This is a genomic window from Bradyrhizobium sp. CCGUVB1N3 (assembly GCF_024199925.1).
In the GTDB taxonomy this organism is placed as follows: Bacteria; Pseudomonadota; Alphaproteobacteria; order Rhizobiales; family Xanthobacteraceae; genus Bradyrhizobium.
On the sequence record NZ_JANADR010000001.1, the window covers coordinates 4452612 to 4473292 of the forward strand.

Genomic DNA, 20681 nt, shown 5'->3' on the forward strand with positions numbered 1-20681 from the left:
CGGATTGCCGGCAGCCCGGGCGTAGGCCAGATAGCTCTCGATCTTTGCCACGGGCAGGTTGTCGTCTTTTTCAGCAAGCAGCATCAGCAACTGACGACTGAAACGTGATCGTGGTCTGGCCTGCGGCGCCTGACAATGTGCCGCCACTGTTCCAAATGCGATCATCGCCATGAGGCCACATAAGATCCGGCACATGAGAGACCTTCGCTGTCCGCTCTTACGCTTCCTCGCCTACGCAAAACTCGGCAGCACGACATCGGCCATGACGGAGCGGATGACCCCGGCTTGCTCCGCAACAGGCTTTGGATAGTTACCGCAATGGAACACCACGACGAGATCACGCGCGGGCACGACCGTGAGGATCTGACCGCCCCAGCCCACACCACCGAACCAGTGTAAGGGCTGCGGGCGCTGGCCGGCGCCGTAGTCGCCCATGTACCAGTGATAGCCGTAGCTGCGGACGGCGCTGGTCGGGACCACTGCCGTGGTCACGCGCTTCACCCAGTCGGCGGGAACGACGGACGTTCCGTTCCAGGCGCCGCCGGCGAGCATGAGCTGTCCGATCTTGACGAGATCACGCGGCAGCAGGCGCAAGCCCGAGGCGGCGCGAGGCTCGCCGTCCCTGCCGACATTCCACTCGGAAGGACCAAAACCCAGGGGATCGAACAGCACGCGGCGGCAATAGGCCGGCAGGGCCTCGCCGGTGCCCTTCGCGATCAGGCGGCCGAGCAGCGCTGTGGCGGCGCCACAATAGGTCCATTTCACGCCGGGCTCGCCGACGATCGGGAGACCGAGGATGAAACGATAACGGTCCGGCGCCGCCTCCATTGCGCCTTCGCTGTTGCCGGGCTGGCCGTAGGGAATCGTGAGCTCGTCCCATTCGAAGCCGAGCGTCATGGAGAGCACGTGATGAATGGTGATCCGGTCGCGGCCGGGCTGCTTGGCGAGGTCGGCGTACTCCGGAAATTGCTCATAGAGCTTGGCCTCGGGCGGCGGCACCTTGCCGGCCGCAAGCGCCACACCATAAGCGAGACCGACCACGCTCTTGGAGACCGAGCGCAGATCATGCAACACGTCGGGACCGAACACGACGTTACCGACCGGACGACCCATCCGCTCATCCTCGCCCTGCCCGTAATGCTCGAACACGAGCTTGCCGCCCTGGCTCACCAGCAGTGCGTGGAGACCGAACACCTTGCCGCTCTGCTCGACGTCGGCAAGACGTTGCGCCACAGCATCGGACGCCTGAGCCGCAAATGCATAACGAGGTGCAATCAGTCCGGCACCGAGAGTAGCCAACACGTGACGACGATTGAGATGGGTCATAGGCACGTCTCCTGCACGAAGTGGATATTAACAGGTACCTTGTAATGCACAGTACCTTGCTATATAAGTCTGTGTCAAGCTGGTGTACTCAGTTGGAGGAATGGCGGACTCCCCGAATCAAATTCAGCTCAAGAAGGGCGCGCTTGAACTGTGCGTCCTCGCGCTGCTCGCGCGCCGCGAGAGCTACGCCTATGAGATCGCCTCGACGCTGGCGGCCAGCGTCGGCATGGGCGAAGGCACGATCTATCCGCTGATGCGACGCATGCAGGATGACGGGCTCGTCGACACCCGCCTCGCCGAATCCAGCAGCGGGCCGCCGCGAAAATACTACCGGCTGACGCCGGCGGGCCGCGCGGCCTTCACCACGCAGAAGCGGGAATGGCGCGCATTCGCCGACGCCGTCAACGAGTTGCTCGGAGACACCAGATGAACCGTGCCGACTTCCTCCGCATCCTCCGCGACGGGCTCGCCGGGCTTCCCAGAGAAGATGTCGACGACGTCCTCGCCGACTATGCTGCTCATTTCGAGGACGCTCGTGCCTCCGGCCGCCCCGAAGAGGAGGTCGCGGAAGCGCTCGGCGAGCCGCGGCGACTGGCGCGCGAGCTGCGCGCCGAGACGGGCCTGCGCCGGTGGGAAAATCATCATTCCCTGCAAAACTCAACGGCGGCACTGCTGGCGCTCGGCGGCCTCGCCTTGGTCGATGTCATCCTGCTCTTGCCGTTGCTGCTCGTCGTCATGCTGATCCTGCTCATCATCGCCTTCGTGATGCTCGTCCTCGGAATCGTCGGCATCGGACTGCTGATCAGCCTCTACAAGCATGCAGGCAACGGACATATCGTCGAGCTGGTGTTGCGCGGCCTTGCGGGCATCGCGCTGGTGACCACGGGCGCGGGCTTCGGTGCACTGCTGCTGCTTGGACTCAATGCCGCCGTCAGATGGCTCGGCGGCTATGCACGGCTGCACTATCGGCTGCTCAAGCCGGAGCAGCCCATCGCTTGAGTCAGGTGTCTGCGCCAGCCTTCGCGCTGACGACCTCGGCAAACGACGCGAAGAATTCGCCGGCGAGCTTCGTCGCCGTGGAGTTGATCAGCCGTGCGCCGAGCTGGGCAAGCTTGCCGCCGATCTGGGCGTCGACATCATAGTGCAGCAAGGTGCTATCGGCGCCGTCCGATTCCAGCCGCACCACGGCGCCGCCTTTGGCGAAGCCGGCCACGCCGCCGGAGCCTTCACCCGAAATGCGATAGCTGCTTGGTGGTTGAAGATCGGACAGTGTCACCCTGCCGCCGAAGGTCGCCTTCACCGGGCCGACCCTGAAGACGACGGTCGCGGTCATTTCGTTCGGGCCGGTGACCTCGAGCGACTGACAGCCGGGGATGCACTGCTTCAGCACATCGGGATCGTTGAGCGCCGCCCAGACCTTGTCACGGGATGCGGGAACGCGCTGGCTGTCGGTCATCTGCATGGTCGGTCCTCTCCTTGTCTTTAACAGCGGCCGCGCGCTGGCCGCGGCGGCGCACTTGCGTGATCTCGGCGAGGATCGACATCGCGATCTCCTCCGGCGTGATGGTACCGAGATCGAGCCCGGCCGGCGCCTTGACGCGATCGATCGCGACAGCGCCGACGCCTTCCGCGATCAGTTTCGCGCGCAGCGCCGCCATCTTGCGGCGGCTGCCGACGAAGGCATGATAGGCGGCCTCAACGGCGACCGCCGCTCGCAGCGCGGCCTCGTCGCCCTTGCCCTGCGTCGAGACCACGACGAAGCGTTTTGCCTCGGTCAATTCGCCCAAGCCGTAACCATCGATGATCGTGTCCGCGTCGGGCTGCGATGCGAGATCGGCCGATGGCGCCGCGAGCGTGACGTGAAAGCCGAGCGTGCGCGCTTGTGCCGCGAGCGACAGCGCCACCGGGCTCGCGCCGAGCACGACGAGCGAGGGATGCGGCAACACAGGCTCGACGAAAATATCCATGGTGCCCCTACTCGGGCACATATTGCTGGCAAAGCGGATGCCGTCGCGGTTCTCACCGGGCCTGACTCCGAGCTCGGCGAGCAGGTTCTCCGGCTGCACCGAGACCATCCGCGGTACGCCGTCGGCGAGCGCCTCGCGCGCTGCCTTCAGCACCGCGCCGCGAGCGCAGCCGCCGCCGATCCAGCCCGCGACGATACGGCCGTCGGCCGCGATGATCGCCTTTGCGCCCGCTTTGGCCGCCGTGACGGACACCGTGCGCACCACGGTGGCGAGCACGAAGGCGCGCTCGGCGGCCTTCATCTGCGCGACGAGATCGAGCACTTCGACATTTGCCGTCATTGGCGCCTCCGTCAGAGCTTCGCCAGATAGGGTTCGAGCGCGCGCAGGCTTTGCAGCGTGTTGGCGGGCGCGTACAGATTGACATAGGGCAGCGCGGCCTTGATGCCCCTCGCCTCCGGCGCGTAGCCCGCCCAGGCCATCATCGGATTGAGCCAGATGATGCGCCGGCAGCGCCGCGACAGCGCCGCCATTTCCCGTCCCAGCAATACGGCATCGCCGGTCTCGTAGCCGTCGGACACGATCATCACGCAACTGCGCGAATGGATCACGCGCTGCGCGTGCCAGCGGTTGAAGCTTTGCAGGCTCTCGCCGATCCTCGTGCCGCCGCCCGCGCCCTGCGCCATGATCGAGAGGCGGTCGAGCGCGCGGCCCGCATCCTTCTCCTTCAGCGCGTCGGACACGTAGGCGAGGCGCGTGTGGAACAGGAACGCTTCGGCCTCGTGGAATTCGTCGAGCACTCCGTGGATGAAGCGCAGGAACATCGATGTGTAGGCACTCATCGAGCCAGATGCATCGAGCAGCACGATCAGCCGGAGCGGCTTGTCCTTGCGCTGCCGCTTCACCAGGCTGATCGGCACGCCGCCATGGCTGATGTTGCGATGGATGGTGCGGCGGAGATCGAGCCTGTAGCCATGCCGCCGCGCGAGATCCCGCCGGGTCAGCCGCGTGCGCATCGCCCTTGCGAGCTGCGCTGCGGCTTCGTGCGCCTGCGCGATCTGGTCGGGATCGCTGAGCCTGCGAAAGTCTACCTCGGCTAGATTCTCGGCGTTCGAGGCGCCTTCCATCCGTCCCTCGCCGCCGCGCCCATCCGGCGCATCGTCGGATGACGGGATCTGATCGGTCGGCGACTGCTTTGCGCCCTGCTCCGTCGCCGCGTTCTGCAAGCTCTTGAGCGACGGGCTGCTCGCGCCTTGCGCCGCACCGACCGTCCGCGAGCGCGAGCGTACGCGGTTGCCGAGCCAGAATGCGTCGAACAGGCCGTCGAACTTGTCCCAGTCCGACTTTCGCGCCGAAAACAGATGCTTGAACGCTGAACGCAAGAGGCCCGGGCGCGCGGCATAGCCCGCCGACATCAGCGCCGCCGCATCCTGCCCCTCCGCAAGCCCGACCCGGAAGCCGGCGTCGCGCAAGGTGCGCAGGAAAGCCGCGAGTTTTGCCGAGACGAGACGCGAGACCTGGTCGAGGTCGTCGAATTCGGGGCTCGCGCCGCAACAGCTCATGCCACCCTCCCGAGCAGGCGCTTCGACACCTCACGCGTGACGCGCGCGCGGTCCTCATGCGTCTTCAACAGGCAGATCAGCGTCTCGTGCACGGTCTCGGGCGCATCATGGAGATCGCGAATGTCGAGGCCGACGAGCGCAGCCGCCCAGTCCAGCGTCTCCGCGACGCCGGGCACCTTGCGCAGCTCTTCCTTCCGGACGCCCTCGACCATGCGCGCGATCTGGAGCGACAACGAAGGAGTTGCTCCAGCGATCCGCGCCAGGATGATGCGGGTCTCGCGATCGACGTCGGGATAGTCGACATAATGGTAGAGGCAGCGCCGGCGCAGCGCATCGGAGAGCTCGCGCGTGCCGTTCGAAGTCAGCACCACCTGCGGGATGGTGTTCGCGGGGATGGTGCCGAGCTCGGGGATCGAGACCTGGAAGTCCGATAACAACTCCAGCAAAAACGCCTCGAACTCGTCGTCGGCGCGGTCGATCTCGTCGATCAGCAGCACCGGCGCCTGGGCGCGGCGGATGGCAGCGAGCAGCGGACGCTCCAGCAGGTATTTCTCCGAGAAGATCTGATCCTCGATGCTGTCCGTACCGCGATGGGCCTGGATCGCCAGCAACTGGCGCTGGTAGTTCCATTCATAGAGCGCGGAGGACTGATCGAGGCCCTCATAGCATTGCAGGCGGATCAGCTCGGTCGCGTGCACTTTGGCGAGCGCCTTCGCCACCTCCGTCTTGCCGACGCCCGCCTCGCCTTCCAGCAGGAGCGGACGCCGCAACAATTGCATCAGCGAGATCGCGGTCGCGAGCTCCGCGTCGGCGATGTAGCCCGACGCGGCCAGTGCTTGCGCGATCTCGTCACGACCTTTCATCGCTACGCGACCGCGCCCAGTTGCTTCGCCGCCTTCCAGTTGCGCCAGAAGTCGTGCGGCATCTGGATGTGCGTGCTCCCTAAGAACGAGAACGCGTCGTTGACGGCATTGGAGAAGGCCGGCACGCCGCCGACATTCGGGCTCTCGCCGACGCCCTTGGCGCCGATCGGATGATGCGGCGACGGCGTAACGGTGAAGTCGGTCTCCCAATGCGGGGTCTCGACCGCGGTCGGCATGAAGAAATCCATGAACGAGCCGGTGACGACGTTGCCGGTATCGTCGTAGCGGATCTCCTGCCCCATCGCGATCGCGAAGGCCTCCGTGAGGCCACCATGCACCTGGCCCTCGATGATCATCGGGTTGATGCGGGTGCCGCAATCGTCGAGCGCATAGAAGCGCCGGACCTTGTACACGCCGGTATCGACGTCGATGTCCATCACGCAGAGATAGGCGCCGAACGGATAGGTCATGTTGGGCGGGTCGTAATAGGAGACCGCCTCGAGCCCCGGCTCCATGCCCGGCGGCACCGAGTTGTACGCCGCCCAGCAAATATCCTTCATCGACATGAACTTTTCCGGCAAGCCCTTCACCCGGAAGCCGTCGATGTCCCATTCGAGATCGTCCTCATGGACCTCGAGCTTGTAGGCCGCGATCATCTGCGCCTTGGCCTTGATCTTGCGCGCCGCCATGGCGATCGCGGCACCCGCGACCGGCGTCGAGCGCGAGCCGTAGGTGCCGAGCCCGTAGGGCGCGGTGTCGGTGTTGCCCTCCTCCACCTGGATGTTGTCGGCGGGAATGCCGATCTCTGTCGCGATGATCTGGGCCCAGGTGGTCTCGTGGCCCTGGCCCTGACTCTTCGTTCCCATGCGCGCAATGCCGGCACCGGTCGGATGCATGCGGATCTCGCAGGAGTCGAACATGGCAATGCCGAGGATGTCGCAGTTCTTCGACGGGCCGGCGCCGACGATCTCGGTGAAGAAGGAGACCCCGAGCCCCATGACCTCTCGGGTCTCGCCGCGCTTGAAGGCTGCACGCTTGTCCGCCTGTTCCTTCCGGAGTGCGGCGTAGCCGGTCGTCTCCATCATCTTGCGCATGGCGGTGTGGTAGTCACCGGAGTCGTATTCCCAGCCCAGGGCCGAGTGATACGGAAACTGCTCCGGCTTGATGAAGTTCCTCAAGCGTAACTCAGCCGGATCCATGCCAAGCTTCTGCGCCAGGATGTCCATGGCGCGCTCGATGCAGTAGGCCGCCTCCGTGACTCGGAACGAGCAGCGATAGGCGACGCCGCCCGGCGCCTTGTTGGTGTAGACGCCGTCGACGGCGAGATGCGCCGTCGGGAAATCATAGGAGCCGGTGACGATGTTGAAGAAGCCGGCCGGCCATTTCGACGGATCGGCGCAGGCATCGAACGCGCCGTGATCGGCGAGCACGTGGACGCGCAGGCCGGTGACCTTGCCCTCCTTGGTCGCGGCGATTTCAGTGGTCATGTGATAGTCGCGCGCGAACGAGGTCGCGGTCAGGTTCTCGATGCGGTCCTCGACCCATTTCACCGGCTTGCCGGTGACGATGGAGGCCACCGCCGCGCAGATGTACCCTGGATAGGCGCCGACCTTGTTGCCGAAGCCGCCACCGATGTCCGGCGAGATCACATGGATCTTCTGCTCCGGGAGCTTCGCGATCAGCGACACCACGGTGCGGATCACGTGCGGGGCCTGGAAGGTACCCCAGATCGTCAGCTCGCCCTTGACCTTGTCGAAGGAGCAGACGCACTGGCAGGTCTCGAGTGGCGACGGATGGGTGCGGTGATAGGAGATCATCTCCTTGATCGTCACCTCGGCCTTCCTGAAGGCGGCGTCGGTCAGATCCTTGTCGCCGACCGTCCACTCGAAAATGTGGTTGTGGTGCTTGCGTGGGCCGTGCGCGCCCGTGGTCTGGCCCGCAAGGTCTTCGCGCAGCACCGGAGCGTCCGCGTCCATCGACTTGAAGGGATCGACCAGCGGCGGCAGCGCTTCGTACTCGACAACCACCTTGTTAACGCCATCGTCGGCAGCGTAGCGGTCGGTCGCGACCACGAAGGCGACCTCCTGGTTCTGGAACAGCACCTTGCCGTCGGCCAAAACCATCTGCACGTCACCGGCAAGCGTCGGCATCCAGGCGAGGTTCACCGTCTTCAGCGTCTCGGCGGTGATCACCGCAAGCACGCCGGGGACCTTCAGCGCCTCCTCCGAATTGATGGATTTGACGCGCGCATGCGCATGCGGCGAACGGACGAAGTCGCCGTGCAGCATGCCCGGCAGCTTGACGTCGTCGACGTAGTTGCCCTTGCCTTGGGTGAAGCGGATGTCCTCGACGCGCTTGCGCTTGCAGCCCATGCCTTCGAGTGCGGCCGTGCGTTGTTCCCGCGTGGGAGTTAGGTCGTTCATTCCGCGGCCTCCTTGAATTCGATGCCGTTGAGCTTGGCAGCGGCGTATTGAATCGCCTTGACGATGTTCTGGTAGCCGGTGCAGCGGCAGATATTGCCGGAGATGCCCATCCGGATTTCCTCTTCGGACGGCGAGGGATTCTCCTGCAGCAAGCGATGCGCCCGCATGATCATGCCTGGCGTGCAGAAGCCGCATTGCAGGCCGTGCATCATGCGAAAGCCTTCCTGCAAGGCCGACAGCGAGCCGTCGGCATTGGCCATGCCTTCGACCGTCGTGATGTCGCTTCCCTGCGCCTGCACCGCGAACATGGTGCAGGACTTCACCGACATGCCGTCGATATCGACGGTGCAGGCGCCGCAATGGGTGGTCTCGCAGCCGATATGGGTGCCCGTCATCCCGAGATTCTCGCGGATGAAATGCACGAGCAGCGTGCGCGGCTCGACGAGGCCTTCGACCTCGGCGCCATTCACCTTCATGGTCACATGCGTTTTTGCCATTCGTCCCTCCCCTAGCGCGCGCGGCTCGCGGCGCGTTGCAGCGCCCGCACCACCATGATGCCGCCGACATGCTTGCGGTATTCGACAGGGCCGCGGGCGTCGGCAGCCGGCGACATGATCGTTTCGGCGGCAGCGGCCGCGTTCTTCAGCGCGACCGCATCGAGGCTCGTGCCGATCACCGCTTTGGCTGCATCGGTCGCGAGCAGCGGCGTCTCGTGAACATTGGTGAGCCCGATCGCGCAGCTCGCGACCTTGCCGCCCGCCATGGTGAGCACGACGGCCGCGGCCGCGGTCGCGTAATCTCCGACCTTGCGCTTGAGTTTTTCGTAGGCGTAGCCGTGCCCCGCAGCGGGCACCGGGACCGAGACAGCGGTGAGGATCTCGCCGGGCTCAAGCACTGTGAAATAGGCGCCCTGGTAGAAATCGGCCGCCTTGACCTCCCGGGCGCCGTTCGCGCCTTCGAGGCGATAGGTCGCGTCCAGCGTCAGCATCAGCGCCGGCATGTCGTTGCCGGGATCGCCATTGGCGACATTGCCGCCGATCGTGCCGCGGTAGCGTACCTGCGGATCGGCGATCAAAAGCGCGGCCTCATGGAGGATCGGCACCGATCGCGCGACATCCTCGGAGGCGAGCAGATCATGCTGGGTGGTCATCGCGCCGATGACGAGGTTATCGCCATCGCGGCGGATGCCCTTGAGGCCGGCGATGCCGTGGAGGTCGACGAGGTGGCTGGGGCTCGCCAGCCGAAGCTTCATCATCGGCACCAGACTGTGCCCGCCAGCCAGCGGCCGCGCGTCCTCGCCGAGATCGGACAACAGTTTGACGGCGTCGGCAACGCTTGCCGGCCGGTGATAGCTGAATGCGCCGGGGATCATCGTCTCCTCCCAATCGTCCTTGCGCACGGTGGCGCGGACGTTGGTGGGACCGTCTCCCTGAGCGGAGCGAGCCGCAATCGTTTGGGCACAAAGAGGGGAATTTCGCACGAAATGCGGGCTGGAACGCACGAATTGCGTCAGCTTGCGCGACCCTTCCTCGCGGCTCGGGTCTACGCGTGTCGCCGCGTCGCCAGCCCCAGCCTTGCCTTCAGCTCGGCGATCTTGGCCCGGCTCACGGGCACGCGGTGCGGGGACGGACCGTCGAGCTCGAGGACGGCGCCGTCGCCCTCCTTGCGAACGAGGGCGACGTGGGGGATGCAGACGATGTGGCTGCGGTGCACCCGGAGAAACAGGCTCGGATCAAGCTGCGCCTCGGCCTCCGAGATCGACCACGGGCACATCCGCTCGCGGGTGCCGTCATGCACCAGCGTGTAGTGGGCATCGGCGCGGACGCTGCGGACGTCGGCGGTATCGATGAAGTGCGTACCGTCGGCACCCTCGACCGGCAGGCGCGGGGCGGGCGCGGCGCGCGGTGGCTGGCCGACGCCGCCGAGCGGCGCAGACACCGGCCGTGGCGATGTCGCCGCGGGAGCCGGTGCGGCCAATGCGACTGCCGGCGCGGTCGGATCGCCGGCCATGGCCGGCACCAGCGTCTGCCGGCGCGGATCCGGCACCAGCGACAACAGGAAGCCGGCCGCAATCACGAAGCACAGCACGGCCACCACGATGGAAAGTATTTGCTGCGACGCCGCGAGGCTGCCGCCGAGATGCCGATGCGCCTCGCCGGTGAGCGGCAGGAAATGCATGCCATGCATGGCGGTGTAATGCATGCCGGACACCGCGACGCCGAAGGCGATCGCGCTCACGATCAGGCGAAAGCCCTCCTGCTGCGCGAGGAAGGCGCGCAGGCCGCCATAGGCGGTGCCGATCGCCACCACGACCGAAAGCAGCACGATTGGTTCGTCATGCGCGATGGTGAACGGTCCGGAGAGGCCGTGGATGCCGACATAATGCATGCTGCTGATACCGACGCCGAGCAGCACGGCCGAGGACACCACCCGCTTCAGCGAGGGCTCGCCGATCGACACGAAGAACAGGGAGATGCCGACCACCAGCGCGCAAATCAGGAACGAGATGATGGTGGGCAGCACGAGATAGACGGTGTCCGGCGGCAGCGGCGCCGCCAGCATGCCCACGAAATGCATGGTCCAGATGCCGACGGCCAGAAATGCCGCCGCGCCCGCGAGCAGCACGCGGTTGCTGACGCCCGGCGTGTTGCGGATGCGCGCCGCAAGCGCAAAGCCGGTATAGCCGCCCAGGCTCGCGATCGCTACCGAGAGCGCGACGAGATAGGGATCGTGTCCTTCGAACATGATCTTGCCGGCCGCTCCGTCTCCACGGAGCGCCTCCTCCCGCCGCCGAGTTTATCAACGCGGCGGCGGAAATGACAATCAGCGGCGCGCAAGGCGCAAGGTTACACGATCCCCGCCGCGACCTGGCCGCGCAGCCGCTCCAGGCCGTGCAACGTGTTGGCGCAGGCCTCGGCAACCTCCACGCCCTTGATCGCAAAGTGCTTGCGGAAGAAGTCGTAATGCACCTCGGTCTCGTGGAATTGCTGCGGCGTCAGCACGGCGGAGAACACCGGCACCTCGGTGCGCAACTGCACGTCCATCAGCGCCTTGATCACGGTGTCGGCGACAAATTCGTGGCGGTAGATACCGCCGTCGACGACGAGGCCGGCCGCGACGATCGCGGTGTAGCGCCGCGTCTTGGCGAGTATCTGCGCGTGCAGCGGGATCTCGAACGAGCCCGGCACCTGGAATACGTCGACATGGGTGAGGTGCCGTGCTTCGGCCTCCCTCAGGAAGGCGAAGCGCGCCTCCTGCACGACGTCGTGATGCCAGCAGGCCTCGACGAAGGCGACCCGCTGCGGCTTTGCGAAGCGGGGATACTCATGCACAGGCGGCTCGGGTGGAACCGGCGGAGGCGGGGCTTGCTGGGAAGTTACGACTTGCGGGTCTTGCAACATCTGATTCATGGCTTTCCTTCTCAAAGACCAGAATCAGGGCATACGGAACGACAAACGGCCGCATCCTCGCGATGCGGACCGCCACCGACCGTTCTCTTTCATCCGGACTTTAACCGTCGGCTTCGGAGTTGCACCGAATCTGCTGACCCTTCCCCTTTGCGGAGGAAGGCGCTCGCGGGCTTGGACCTTACGGCCCTTACCGCCGGTGGGGACTTTCACCCCGCCCTGAGAACATCGGCTGTTCGGAATGAACAACCTGGCTGAAATATGACGCCGGCGGGCGGCCGCAGCAAGCGCCTTCGGCATCGCCAAACCGCATGGTCCCATGCGGCCGGGGCGGTCCAGCGCCCCATGGAACGGAATTTTGGGACGGCATTAACGAATGGCGCGGGGCTCGCTCAATCCGATTCCGATTTGTTCTCAAATTAATAATTGTGACCGAGATGAGCTGTGGACGAGCCTGTCGGACCTTGTGGACGGACTCGCGACGGAGTTGCGCAGATTCCGCAAATCACATCAGTTGATCCCCGAAAGGCCCGCGCGATCCAAGGGGATCGCCGTCAGCGACGTTAAGGGAGCGCGCGCCGGGCCAACCGCGTGCGTATCAAGATAACAATAAAGGCAAGAGGTCGAGACGGCATGTCCCTGCTCGAAAGCAATATCGATTCCCGCAGCCACCCGCTCTCGGTGGTGGAGGACATCGCCGCCAGCAACAACTGGCCGTTCGAACGTTCCGGCGACGACGAGATCACGATCGTCTCGAAGGGACAGTGGACCGACTATCAGCTCTCCTTCACCTGGATGGGCGAGATCGAGGCGCTTCATCTGGCCTGCGCGTTCGACATGAAGATTCCGATTGCGCGCCGCTCCGAGGTGCAGCGGCTGGTCGCCGCCATCAACGAGCAATTGTGGGTCGGGCACTTCGATCTGTGGACCCACACCGGCATGATCATGCACCGCCAAGCCTTGATGCTGCCGGGCGGACTGACTGCCTCGACCGCGCAATGCGAGGCCATGCTCGCCGGTGCCATCCACGCCTGCGAGCGCTACTTCCCCGCGTTCCAGTTCGTGGTGTGGGCGGGCAAATCGACCACCGAGGCGATGGACGCCGCGATGTTCGACACGGCAGGCGAGGCGTAACGCACACCGCCTCCCCAAGGTCGTCCTGGCGAAAGCCAGGACCCATACCGCGTGATCTCACCGTATTGCACGACGCTTGTTGCTCTGCCCTCCATCCACTAGAACCACTCGGGGTAATGGGTCCTGGCTTTCGCCAGGACGCTGAGTGAGTGGCAATAGCGATGGCAAACAACAGCGCCTTGAAAGACATCACCGGCACCATTCTCCTCGCCGGTGCGGGCAAGATGGGCGGCGCGATGCTGACCGGATGGCTGGCGCAGGGCCTCGATCCGCGCCGCGTCGCGGTGATCGAGCCGTATCTCGCGCCGGAGATCAGCGCGCTCGCCGCCAAGGGCGTCGCGCTCAATCCAGATGTGACGAGCGCCGGCACCGTCGAGACGCTGGTCGTCGCGGTGAAGCCGCAATCCTTCCGCGAGGCCGGCGCGAAGCTGAGGCCATATGTTTCTTTGGGCACCTCGGTGGTCTCGATCATGGCGGGAACCACGATCGCTTCGTTGCAAGAGGTCTGCGGCGGCGCCGTGGTTCGCGCGATGCCGAATACGCCGGCCGCGATCGGCCGCGGCATCACGGTCGCGGTGGCCGCGAACAATGTCAGCAACAGTCAGCGCGCGGTGGCCGACGCGCTGCTCCGTGCCACCGGCTCGGTCGAATGGGTCGAGGATGAGGGCCTGATGGATGCGGTCACCGCCGTGTCCGGCTCGGGCCCTGCCTACGTCTTCCTGCTCGCCGAAGAACTCGCGCGCGCCGGCGTCGAGGCGGGCCTTCCCGAGGCGCTCGCTACCAAACTCGCGCGCGAGACGGTCGCAGGCGCGGGCGAATTGTTGCATCGCTCGGAGCTTGCATCGAGCACGCTACGCCAGAACGTCACCTCGCCCGGCGGTACCACCGCCGCGGCGCTCGAGGTGCTGATGGGCGAGCCCGGCCTGCGCGACCTGATGATCCGCGCGATAGCCGCGGCGACGAAGCGATCGAAGGAATTGGCAAAATAATCCGGTGCCGTAGGGTGGGCAAAGGCGCACTTGCGCCGTGCCCACCATCTCTCCCCGACAGCGACAGAAGTGGTGGGCACGCTACGCTTTGCCCACCCTACGACATCGTCGCCTACTTTCGCTCCGGTACACCAAAGCGCTTGGTGAACTGCTCGTAGTTCACGAGCGCGCGGGCGTGGCGGCCTTCGCCGAGCCTGCGCGCACCCTCGAACGCCTCGACCTCGAAGCGGATGACGCGGCGCTCCACCGCGATCACCTTCGCAGTGGTCCGCACTGTCGCACCGACGAAGCTTGCCGCGAGATGGCGGATGTCGACCTCAGTGCCGACCGTGACCCAGCCCGGCTGAAGCGCAGAGCGGATGGCATCGCCCGCGGTCATCTCCATCTCCAGGATCATCATCGGGGTCGCATAGACCATCGGCATACCTGACACGAAATGCCCGACCGTGCGCTCCGCAGGCACCACCAGCGTGCGCTCCGCGCTCATGCCGATTGTGATGAAATCGCGTGCGTCCATGGCGCCTTGCTCGTCATTCCGGGACGCGCGAAGCGCGGACCCGGAATCCAGAGGTTGGGAATCGAGATTCCACAATGCGCAATTACGCATTGGGGTTCAGCCCTGCGGGCTGCCCCGGAATGACGCTCGCGCGTCACTTCTTCGCCGCAGCCGCGCGTTCCACAAAAGTCTTGCCGCCCTTCATCTTGTGCGCGAGCGGCGCCTCGTTGATCTGGATGACAACGGCATCGGCATCGACGCCGAGATTCTTCACCAGCGCCTGCGTGATGTCGCGCATCATACCGGCCTTCTGTTCGTCGGTGCGGCCCACGGCCATGCTGACGGTGATCTCAGGCATCTTGTTCTCTCCCTTGCGGCCGGACGGGCCAATCACGATGGCCCATCAAACAGGACACGAATGCCCGGGACAAGCCCGGGCATGATTGCTCTCGCGAATAGCTAACCCCAGCTCACGTCATGGCGCGCGAGCACCTCGCGCACCTTCGCGACGAGGTCGGCCTCGCTGCAGGAGAACTGCGCCGGGCGCGTCTCGCGCCATTCCTGGTTGGAGGCGATCGCGGCTGCGGCCTTGGCGCCTTCGATCAGATCCTTGATCTGCACCTCGCCGCGCGCTTTTTCGTCCGAACCCTGGATGATCACGCAAGGCGAATTGCGGCGGTCGGCATATTTGAGCTGGTTGCCCATGTTCTTGGGATTGCCGAGATAGAGCTCGGCGCGGATGCCCGCGGTGCGCAAGGCGCTGACCATCTTCTGGTAATCGGCGACACGGTCGCGATCAAACACGGTGACGACGACGGGCCCGAATTCGGTCCGCGTGTCGAGCTTGCCGAGCAGCGTCAGCGCGGCCTGCAAGCGCGACACGCCGATCGAGAAACCCGTCGCCGGCACCGGCTCGCCGCGAAAACGCGAGACCAGGCCGTCATAACGGCCACCGCCGCCGACCGAGCCGAAGCGAACCGGGCGGCCCTTCTCGTCCTTGGTGTCGAGCAGGAGTTCGACCTCGTAGACTGGGCCGGTGTAGTATTCGAGGCCGCGCACGACGGAGGGATCGATACGGATCCTGTTCCGATCGTATCCCGCGGCTTCGACTAGATCTGAGATGAGCTTGAGCTCTTCAATACCCGCAAGAGACGTTGCGTTGGCACCAAAATGAGTCATCATGCCATCTAGGACGCCCTTGTTGCTTTCAACGAAATCTCCACCACCCACGTGCTCAAGTTCAGTCACGCGACCACTTTGCAAGAGCGTGAACACCAAGACTTTCTGTATTTGCTGTTTATCTAGACCTGCGCCCTTGGTGAAATCGCCACTCTCATCCTTTCTTCCGGTGCCGAGCAACAGCTCCACACCTTCAGTCCCGAGCCGATCATATTTGTCGATCGCCCGAAGAACGGTAAGCCTCTGCGCTGCATGCTCTTCTCCACCGAGACCGATAGATTCGAGGACTCCATCCAGAACTTTCCGATTATTCACCTTCACCACGTAGGAGCCGCGCGCGATGCCGAGCGCCTCCATCGTGTCCGCCGCCATCATGCAAATTTCCGCGTCCGCCGCCGGCGTCGCCGAGCCGACCGTGTCGGCGTCGAACTGCATGAACTGGCGGAAGCGGCCGGGGCCGGGCTTCTCGTTGCGGAAGACGTAGCCGGCGCGGTAGCTGCGATGGGGTTTTGGCAGCGTGTCGAAATTCTCCGCGACGTAACGCGCGAGCGGCGCGGTCAGGTCGTAGCGCAAGGAGATCCACTGCTCGTCGTCGTCCTGGAACGAGAACACGCCCTCGTTGGGGCGGTCCTGGTCGGGCAGGAACTTGCCGAGCGCGTCGGTATATTCCATGGCCGGCGTCTCCACCGGCTCGAAGCCGTAGAGCTCGTAGACCGCGCGGATCTTCTCGACCATCTGGCGCGTGGCCTTGATCGCGGCGGGATCGCGATCCTCCAGCCCGCGCGGCAGGCGCGCCTTCAGTTTCTGGGGTTTTTTGGGTTTTTCGGCCATGCGCGGCGTTTACCAGCCGACGCGCCATGCGGCAACCCGGTCAGTGCCCTCTCGCCGCCTACGGCTGCTCCATCCGCGCCCGCAGCGCGTCGGCGTCGGCCTTCGGCATCGATTTCAGGAGCGGCTTGATGGTTTCGCCGCCGACGATCTTGTCGTTGCGCATGAACATCCAGTCCGAGATGTCGGCATCCCTGAACTCGACGAGGTCGCCCTCCCGCCTGCCCGGCAGGTCGCGCGGGCGGTTGGCGAACCGCCCGGAATAGGAGCCGCTGCCGAGTTTCTTCACGTCAGCCATCCAGATGTGCTCGGCATTGGTGCCCGATGTCGGGAAGCGCACCTTTAGGGAATGCCCGGTCTCCGTCGGTTTCGGCGCATCGTAGGACGCCCAGAACGTCGGCAGCGTGTTGCGCGCACGGGCGATCGCGGCGTTCATCTCGGGATTGCCGGAGCGGACGTCGATGACCGGCGAGCGATCCTGGGCGCCGACTTGCGGCGTGGGGCCGATCGTCAGAATGCCGAAGACCGAGATGCCGGTGATGGCAGCGAGCACTGCCCATTTCAGGGGTTGAGGGAGCGTGGGAGCCATGATCGCGCTGTCCAAATGCCTCGATGTCTGGAGCTTTGTCGTGTGGTCGAGCCAGCGCGTTCATGACGCCGGCGTTCCCCGGATGCAGCGCAGCGCGCCGCGCTTGCGGCGTGGTGCGCTGCTGATCCGGGGTCCACACGGGCGGTGGGTCCCGGCTCTGCGGCGCATCGCCGAAGAGGCGCTGCGCCGCGTCCGGGACATGAAAATCGTTTACGCCGCTTCCCGCTTACCCTTCGGCTGCACTTCCGCCGCATAGTCCTTCATGAGCGCTTCCGAGATCGCGCCCGGCGTGAACCTCCACTCCGCGATCTCGGAGACCGGGGTCACCTCGGCGGCGGTGCCGGTGATGAAGCACTCGGAGAAACCGCCGAGCTCCTCCGGCATGATCCGCCGCTCGATCACCTCGATGCCGCGTCGCCCAGCGAGATCGATCACGGTGGCGCGGGTGATGCCGGCGAGGAAGCAATCGGCGATCGGGGTGTGGAGCTTGCCGTCCTGGACGAAGAAGATATTGGCGCCGGTGCATTCGGCGACGCGCCCTTCCCAGTCCAGCATCATCGCATCCGCATAGCCTTTGCGCTCGGCCTTATGCCTTGAGATGGTGCAGATCATGTAGAGGCCACTGGCCTTGGCGAGCGCCGGGATCGTGCGCGGATCGGGTCTTCGGTACTCGGCGAGATCGATGCGAATCCCCTTCAGCTTCGAGGCGGGATCGAAATAGCTCGGCCATTGCCAGGCGGCGATTGCGAGGTGAATCGTGTTGTTCGGTGCGGAGACGCCCATCATTTCCGAGCCGCGCCAGGCGATCGGACGCAGATAAGCATCCGGCAGATTGTTCGTGTCGATCACGCGCTGTTTGGCAGCGTCGATCTCGGCAACCGAGAACGGGATCTCGAAATCGAGGATATTCGCCGAGGCCTTCAGCCGCTCGGAATGCGCCGTGCTCCTGAACACCTTGCCGCCATAGGCGCGCTCGCCCTCGAACACGCAGCTCGCATAATGCAGACCGTGGGTCAGCAAATGGACGTTGGCGTCCTTCCACGGCACCAGCCTGCCGTCATACCAGATGACGCCGTCGATCTCATCGAATGAAGCTCCCATGACTCTCTCCCGCTGGTGTTGAATTCATCGCGCACACGCCCGTGCACGCGTCCCGGCGGGACGCGTGCAGGCCTTGCTCAATCAGGGAGACGTCAGGGAAGCGGCGGCCTGAGGCCGCCGCAGGTCAAAAGATCTTTCTGATCCAGTCGTGCGGGTCGTTGGTCCGGCCGTACTGGATGTCGACAAGCTGCTTGCGCAGCCCCATGGCGACCGGGCCTGCGGCGCCGCCGCTGATGAGGAAGTCGCCGCTCGCCGAGCACACCTTGCCGATCGGCGAGATGACGGCCGCCGTGCCGCAGGCGAAAGCCTCCTTCAGCTTGCCGCTGGCCGCATCCTTGCGCCACTGGTCGATCGAGTAGGGCTCCTCGCGCACCACCGTGCCGGCATCCTTGGCGAGCGCGATGATGGAGTCGCGGGTGATGCCCGGCAAAATGGTGCCGAGCGGCGGGGTGATCAGCGAGCCGTCGTCGAACACGAAGAAGATATTCATGCCGCCGAGCTCCTCGATATAGCGGCGCTCGACCGCATCGAGGAACACGACCTGGTCGCAGCCGTGCTCGATGGCCTCGGCCTGCGCGCGCAGGCTCGCGGCGTAGTTGCCGCCGCATTTGACGGCGCCGGTGCCGCCGACCGCGGCGCGCGTGTAATTCTCCGACACCCAGATCGAGACGGGCGCAGGGCCGCCCTTGAAATAAGAGCCGACTGGCGACGCGATGACGGCAAAGATGTATTCCGCCGACGGCTTCACGCCGAGGAAGATCTCGTTGGCGATCATGAAGGGCCGCAAGTAGAGACTGCCCTCGCCGCCCGGGATCCAGGCGCGGTCGATCCGCACCAGCTGCTCGACCGCCTCGATGAACACGTCCTCGGGCAGCGGCGCCATCGCCATGCGCTCGGCCGAGTTCTTGAAGCGCCGCGCATTGGCGTCGGGGCGGAACAAATTCACGCCGCCGTCGTCGCGCCGGTAGGCCTTCAGCCCCTCGAAGATCTCCTGCGCGTAGTGCAGCACGGCGCCGGCCGGATCGAGCTGGAAATTGGCGCGGGCTTCGACGTGCGCGTCATGCCAACCGCCCTTGGCCTGGCTGTAGCGAGCCACGGCCATGTGATCGGTGAAGACCCGGCCGAAGCCAGGGTTTTCAAGCTTTGCCGTGCGCTCCTGCTCGGCGGTCGGATTGGTGGCAGGCTGGATTTCGAATTTCAGACTCATTTTTTTCCCTTGCCTCCCGCTGTCGCAATCGGCGCGCGGAATCGCGCCGGCCTGCCTCTTTCGGGCTTGATAACTTAACCAGGTCTGGCCCCGACCGTGACCAGCCTTGTTACGGCCGGTTTCCCGTGGCCAGCATGTCGCGACAGGACATGCTTTTGCGGAGGGCGGAAGTCCAGTATGTTTTGCCGATATGCCGCTCGACAATCGCACGGTAGATCTGGTCCGGCCGGCTACCTGTCCGGCACTTCCCCGGCCGCTTTGGACAACATCATCCCGAACGAAGCGATCTAAAATTTCGTCCGGGTCGATCGTTTTGTAACATTGAACCCAAGATACGTCAATATGCCTGACATAAATTTCGCAAACCCCTCCCCTGACGCTGCCGAGATCAAGCCGGCGGCCAGCGATGTGGGCAATTTGCGCTGGGATATCATCGAGCTCCTGTTCTTCGCCTATCGCGATTTCGTCGGCGATCCCGACCAGGAGCTGGAGGCGTTCGGCTTCGGCCGGGCCCATCACCGCGTCATGCATTTCGTCTACCGCTATCCCGGCCTCAAGGTCGCCGACCTCCTGGACGTCCTGCGCATCACCAAGCAGTCGCTCGGGCGCGTGCTCAAGCAGTTGCTCGATGAGGGCTATATCGTGCAGAAGACCGGCGATAACGATCGACGCCAGCGCCTGCTCTATGCGACACCGAAGGGCGAGGCGCTGGTGCAGAAGCTCGCCGGGCTCCAGACCACGCGAATCAACCGGGCGCTCGCCGAGATCGGCTCGCAGGACGCCGAGACCGTGAAACGCTTCCTGCGCGCCATGATCGACCGCGAGGATCCCGACAAGGTGCTGGAGACGATCTTCGCCACCGTCAACCAAGCCACAAAGGAGTGACCGTGCCACTCGCTGCCACGCTCGCCCGTCCGCCGGTAGAGCCCGCCGACGATGCCCCGCATATCCTCCTCGTCGACGACGACCGCCGCATCCGCGACCTCCTGTCGCGCTTTCTCGCCGCCGAAGGCTATCGCGTCTCGACCGCCGCGAGCGCCAGCGATGCCCGTGCCAAGCTCATGGGCCTGCATTTCGATTTGTTGATCCTCGACGTCATGATGCCCGGCGAGACCGGCTTCGACCTCGCCCGCTTCATCCGGACATCCTCCTCCGTGCCGATCGTGATGCTGACGGCCCGGCACGAGGCGGAGGCCCGTATCGAGGGCCTGCAGATCGGCGCCGACGATTATGTGGCGAAGCCGTTCGAGCCGCGGGAGCTTGCGCTACGCATCAACAACATCCTCAAGCGCACAGCCCCGCCGCAGGTCACCACGATCGAGAAGATCGCATTCGGTCCTTACGTCTTCCATCTCGATCGCGGCGAATTGCGCCAGGGCGAGGAGGTCATCCACCTGACCGACCGCGAGCGCGAGATGCTGCGCATTCTCGCAGACAGCCAGGGCGAGACGGTGCCGCGCGCCGCGCTGACCGGCAACGGCAGCGTCAACGAGCGCGCCGTCGACGTGCAGATCAACCGCCTGCGCCGCAAGATCGAGCGCGATCCCGCCAATCCCTTGTTCCTCCAGGCGGTGCGCGGCATCGGCTACCGGCTGGTAGCCTCGCCATAGACC

The 20681-nt window shown here is 65.1% G+C and carries 23 protein-coding genes and 1 riboswitch; of the genes, 7 read left to right on the forward strand and 16 right to left on the reverse strand.

The features are described from left to right. Window positions 1-231: 231 nt before the first annotated feature. Window positions 232-1326 carry a serine hydrolase gene (locus NLM33_RS21285; protein WP_254098372.1) on the reverse strand — a complete coding sequence of 365 codons (1095 nt, stop codon included), beginning with the start codon at window positions 1324-1326 and terminating at the stop codon, window positions 232-234. A gap of 100 nt (window positions 1327-1426) precedes the next feature. Here NLM33_RS21285 and NLM33_RS21290 point away from each other — a divergent pair, with 100 nt between their 5' ends. Together NLM33_RS21290 and NLM33_RS21295 are read left to right on the forward strand one after the other, a co-directional pair. Then, a complete protein-coding gene (locus NLM33_RS21290) occupies window positions 1427-1756 on the forward strand; it encodes a PadR family transcriptional regulator (protein ID WP_254098374.1) in 330 nt (109 codons plus the stop codon). Next, window positions 1753-2325, forward strand: coding sequence for a DUF1700 domain-containing protein (locus tag NLM33_RS21295; RefSeq protein WP_254098376.1), 573 nt, complete (start codon window positions 1753-1755; stop codon window positions 2323-2325). Before NLM33_RS21290 ends, NLM33_RS21295 begins: the two co-directional genes overlap by 4 nt. A 1-nt stretch (window position 2326) precedes the next feature. On the opposite strand, the gene NLM33_RS21300 is transcribed toward NLM33_RS21295, so the two are convergent. From NLM33_RS21300 to NLM33_RS21340, 9 genes are all read right to left on the reverse strand, one after another. Next, a complete protein-coding gene (locus tag NLM33_RS21300) occupies window positions 2327-2788 on the reverse strand; it encodes a carbon monoxide dehydrogenase subunit G (protein ID WP_254098378.1) in 462 nt (153 codons plus the stop codon). After that, complete coding sequence (locus NLM33_RS21305) at window positions 2748-3632, reverse strand: XdhC family protein (protein WP_254098380.1); 885 nt, start codon at window positions 3630-3632, stop codon at window positions 2748-2750. The genes NLM33_RS21300 and NLM33_RS21305 overlap by 41 nt, the downstream gene beginning before the upstream one ends. A gap of 11 nt (window positions 3633-3643) precedes the next feature. Then, window positions 3644-4852, reverse strand: coding sequence for a VWA domain-containing protein (locus tag NLM33_RS21310; RefSeq protein WP_254098382.1), 1209 nt, complete (start codon window positions 4850-4852; stop codon window positions 3644-3646). Next, entirely contained in the window at window positions 4849-5715 is an 867-nt protein-coding gene (locus NLM33_RS21315; protein WP_254098384.1) for a MoxR family ATPase, read from the reverse strand. The genes NLM33_RS21310 and NLM33_RS21315 overlap by 4 nt, the downstream gene beginning before the upstream one ends. Window positions 5716-5717: 2 nt before the next feature. Next, window positions 5718-8138, reverse strand: coding sequence for an aerobic carbon-monoxide dehydrogenase large subunit (locus NLM33_RS21320; protein WP_254098386.1), 2421 nt, complete (start codon window positions 8136-8138; stop codon window positions 5718-5720). Then, entirely contained in the window at window positions 8135-8635 is a 501-nt protein-coding gene (locus NLM33_RS21325) for a (2Fe-2S)-binding protein (protein ID WP_254098388.1), read from the reverse strand. The genes NLM33_RS21320 and NLM33_RS21325 overlap by 4 nt, the downstream gene beginning before the upstream one ends. Window positions 8636-8646: 11 nt before the next feature. Beyond that, the gene (locus tag NLM33_RS21330) at window positions 8647-9510 is read right to left on the reverse strand and encodes a xanthine dehydrogenase family protein subunit M (RefSeq protein ID WP_254098390.1); all 864 of its coding nucleotides are present in this window, start codon (window positions 9508-9510) and stop codon (window positions 8647-8649) included. A 170-nt stretch (window positions 9511-9680) separates the two neighbouring features. Beyond that, window positions 9681-10883 (reverse strand): MHYT domain-containing protein, encoded by a 1203-nt coding sequence (locus NLM33_RS21335; protein WP_254098392.1) that lies wholly within the window; start codon window positions 10881-10883, stop codon window positions 9681-9683. A gap of 101 nt (window positions 10884-10984) precedes the next feature. Then, window positions 10985-11548 (reverse strand): 6,7-dimethyl-8-ribityllumazine synthase, encoded by a 564-nt coding sequence (locus NLM33_RS21340; RefSeq protein ID WP_254098394.1) that lies wholly within the window; start codon window positions 11546-11548, stop codon window positions 10985-10987. 77 nt (window positions 11549-11625) lie between these two features. Continuing rightward, window positions 11626-11776, reverse strand: a riboswitch (FMN riboswitch). A 402-nt stretch (window positions 11777-12178) separates the two neighbouring features. Between NLM33_RS21340 and NLM33_RS21345 the strand changes: the two genes are divergently transcribed. Further along, window positions 12179-12679: a YbjN domain-containing protein gene (locus tag NLM33_RS21345; protein WP_254098395.1), complete on the forward strand. Its 501-nt coding sequence runs from the start codon at window positions 12179-12181 to the stop codon at window positions 12677-12679. A gap of 161 nt (window positions 12680-12840) precedes the next feature. Next, window positions 12841-13668 (forward strand): pyrroline-5-carboxylate reductase, encoded by an 828-nt coding sequence (proC, locus tag NLM33_RS21350; protein ID WP_254098396.1) that lies wholly within the window; start codon window positions 12841-12843, stop codon window positions 13666-13668. A 112-nt stretch (window positions 13669-13780) separates the two neighbouring features. On the opposite strand, the gene NLM33_RS21355 is transcribed toward proC, so the two are convergent. The 4 genes from NLM33_RS21355 to NLM33_RS21370 all read right to left on the reverse strand — a co-directional run bounded on the left by NLM33_RS21355 (window position 13781) and on the right by NLM33_RS21370 (window position 16760). Next, on the reverse strand, window positions 13781-14185 hold the full coding sequence (locus tag NLM33_RS21355) for a thioesterase family protein (protein ID WP_254098397.1): 405 nt from the start codon (window positions 14183-14185) through the stop codon (window positions 13781-13783). Window positions 14186-14318: 133 nt separating this feature from the next. Further along, the gene (locus NLM33_RS21360) at window positions 14319-14522 is read right to left on the reverse strand and encodes a tautomerase family protein (protein ID WP_007596840.1); all 204 of its coding nucleotides are present in this window, start codon (window positions 14520-14522) and stop codon (window positions 14319-14321) included. A 101-nt stretch (window positions 14523-14623) separates the two neighbouring features. Further along, complete coding sequence (gene hisS / locus NLM33_RS21365; protein WP_254098399.1) at window positions 14624-16174, reverse strand: histidine--tRNA ligase; 1551 nt, start codon at window positions 16172-16174, stop codon at window positions 14624-14626. A gap of 58 nt (window positions 16175-16232) precedes the next feature. Next, window positions 16233-16760 (reverse strand): YegJ family protein, encoded by a 528-nt coding sequence (locus tag NLM33_RS21370; RefSeq protein ID WP_254098401.1) that lies wholly within the window; start codon window positions 16758-16760, stop codon window positions 16233-16235. On the opposite strand from NLM33_RS21370, the gene NLM33_RS21375 reads away from it, so the two are divergent. Then, window positions 16759-17016, forward strand: a complete 258-nt coding sequence (locus tag NLM33_RS21375; RefSeq protein WP_254098403.1) for a hypothetical protein — start codon at window positions 16759-16761, stop codon at window positions 17014-17016. The two genes, NLM33_RS21370 and NLM33_RS21375, sit on opposite strands and share 2 nt — an antisense overlap. Here NLM33_RS21375 and NLM33_RS21380 read toward each other — a convergent pair. Beyond that, window positions 16971-17861, reverse strand: a complete 891-nt coding sequence (locus NLM33_RS21380) for a branched-chain amino acid aminotransferase (RefSeq protein WP_254098405.1) — start codon at window positions 17859-17861, stop codon at window positions 16971-16973. The two genes, NLM33_RS21375 and NLM33_RS21380, sit on opposite strands and share 46 nt — an antisense overlap. Window positions 17862-17985: 124 nt before the next feature. Then, window positions 17986-19068 (reverse strand): branched-chain amino acid aminotransferase, encoded by a 1083-nt coding sequence (locus NLM33_RS21385; protein WP_254098407.1) that lies wholly within the window; start codon window positions 19066-19068, stop codon window positions 17986-17988. A gap of 342 nt (window positions 19069-19410) precedes the next feature. On the opposite strand from NLM33_RS21385, the gene NLM33_RS21390 reads away from it, so the two are divergent. After that, entirely contained in the window at window positions 19411-19953 is a 543-nt protein-coding gene (locus NLM33_RS21390) for a MarR family winged helix-turn-helix transcriptional regulator (RefSeq protein ID WP_254098409.1), read from the forward strand. After that, window positions 19950-20678 carry a response regulator gene (locus NLM33_RS21395; RefSeq protein ID WP_254098411.1) on the forward strand — a complete coding sequence of 243 codons (729 nt, stop codon included), beginning with the start codon at window positions 19950-19952 and terminating at the stop codon, window positions 20676-20678. The genes NLM33_RS21390 and NLM33_RS21395 overlap by 4 nt, the downstream gene beginning before the upstream one ends. Window positions 20679-20681: the final 3 nt, after the last annotated feature.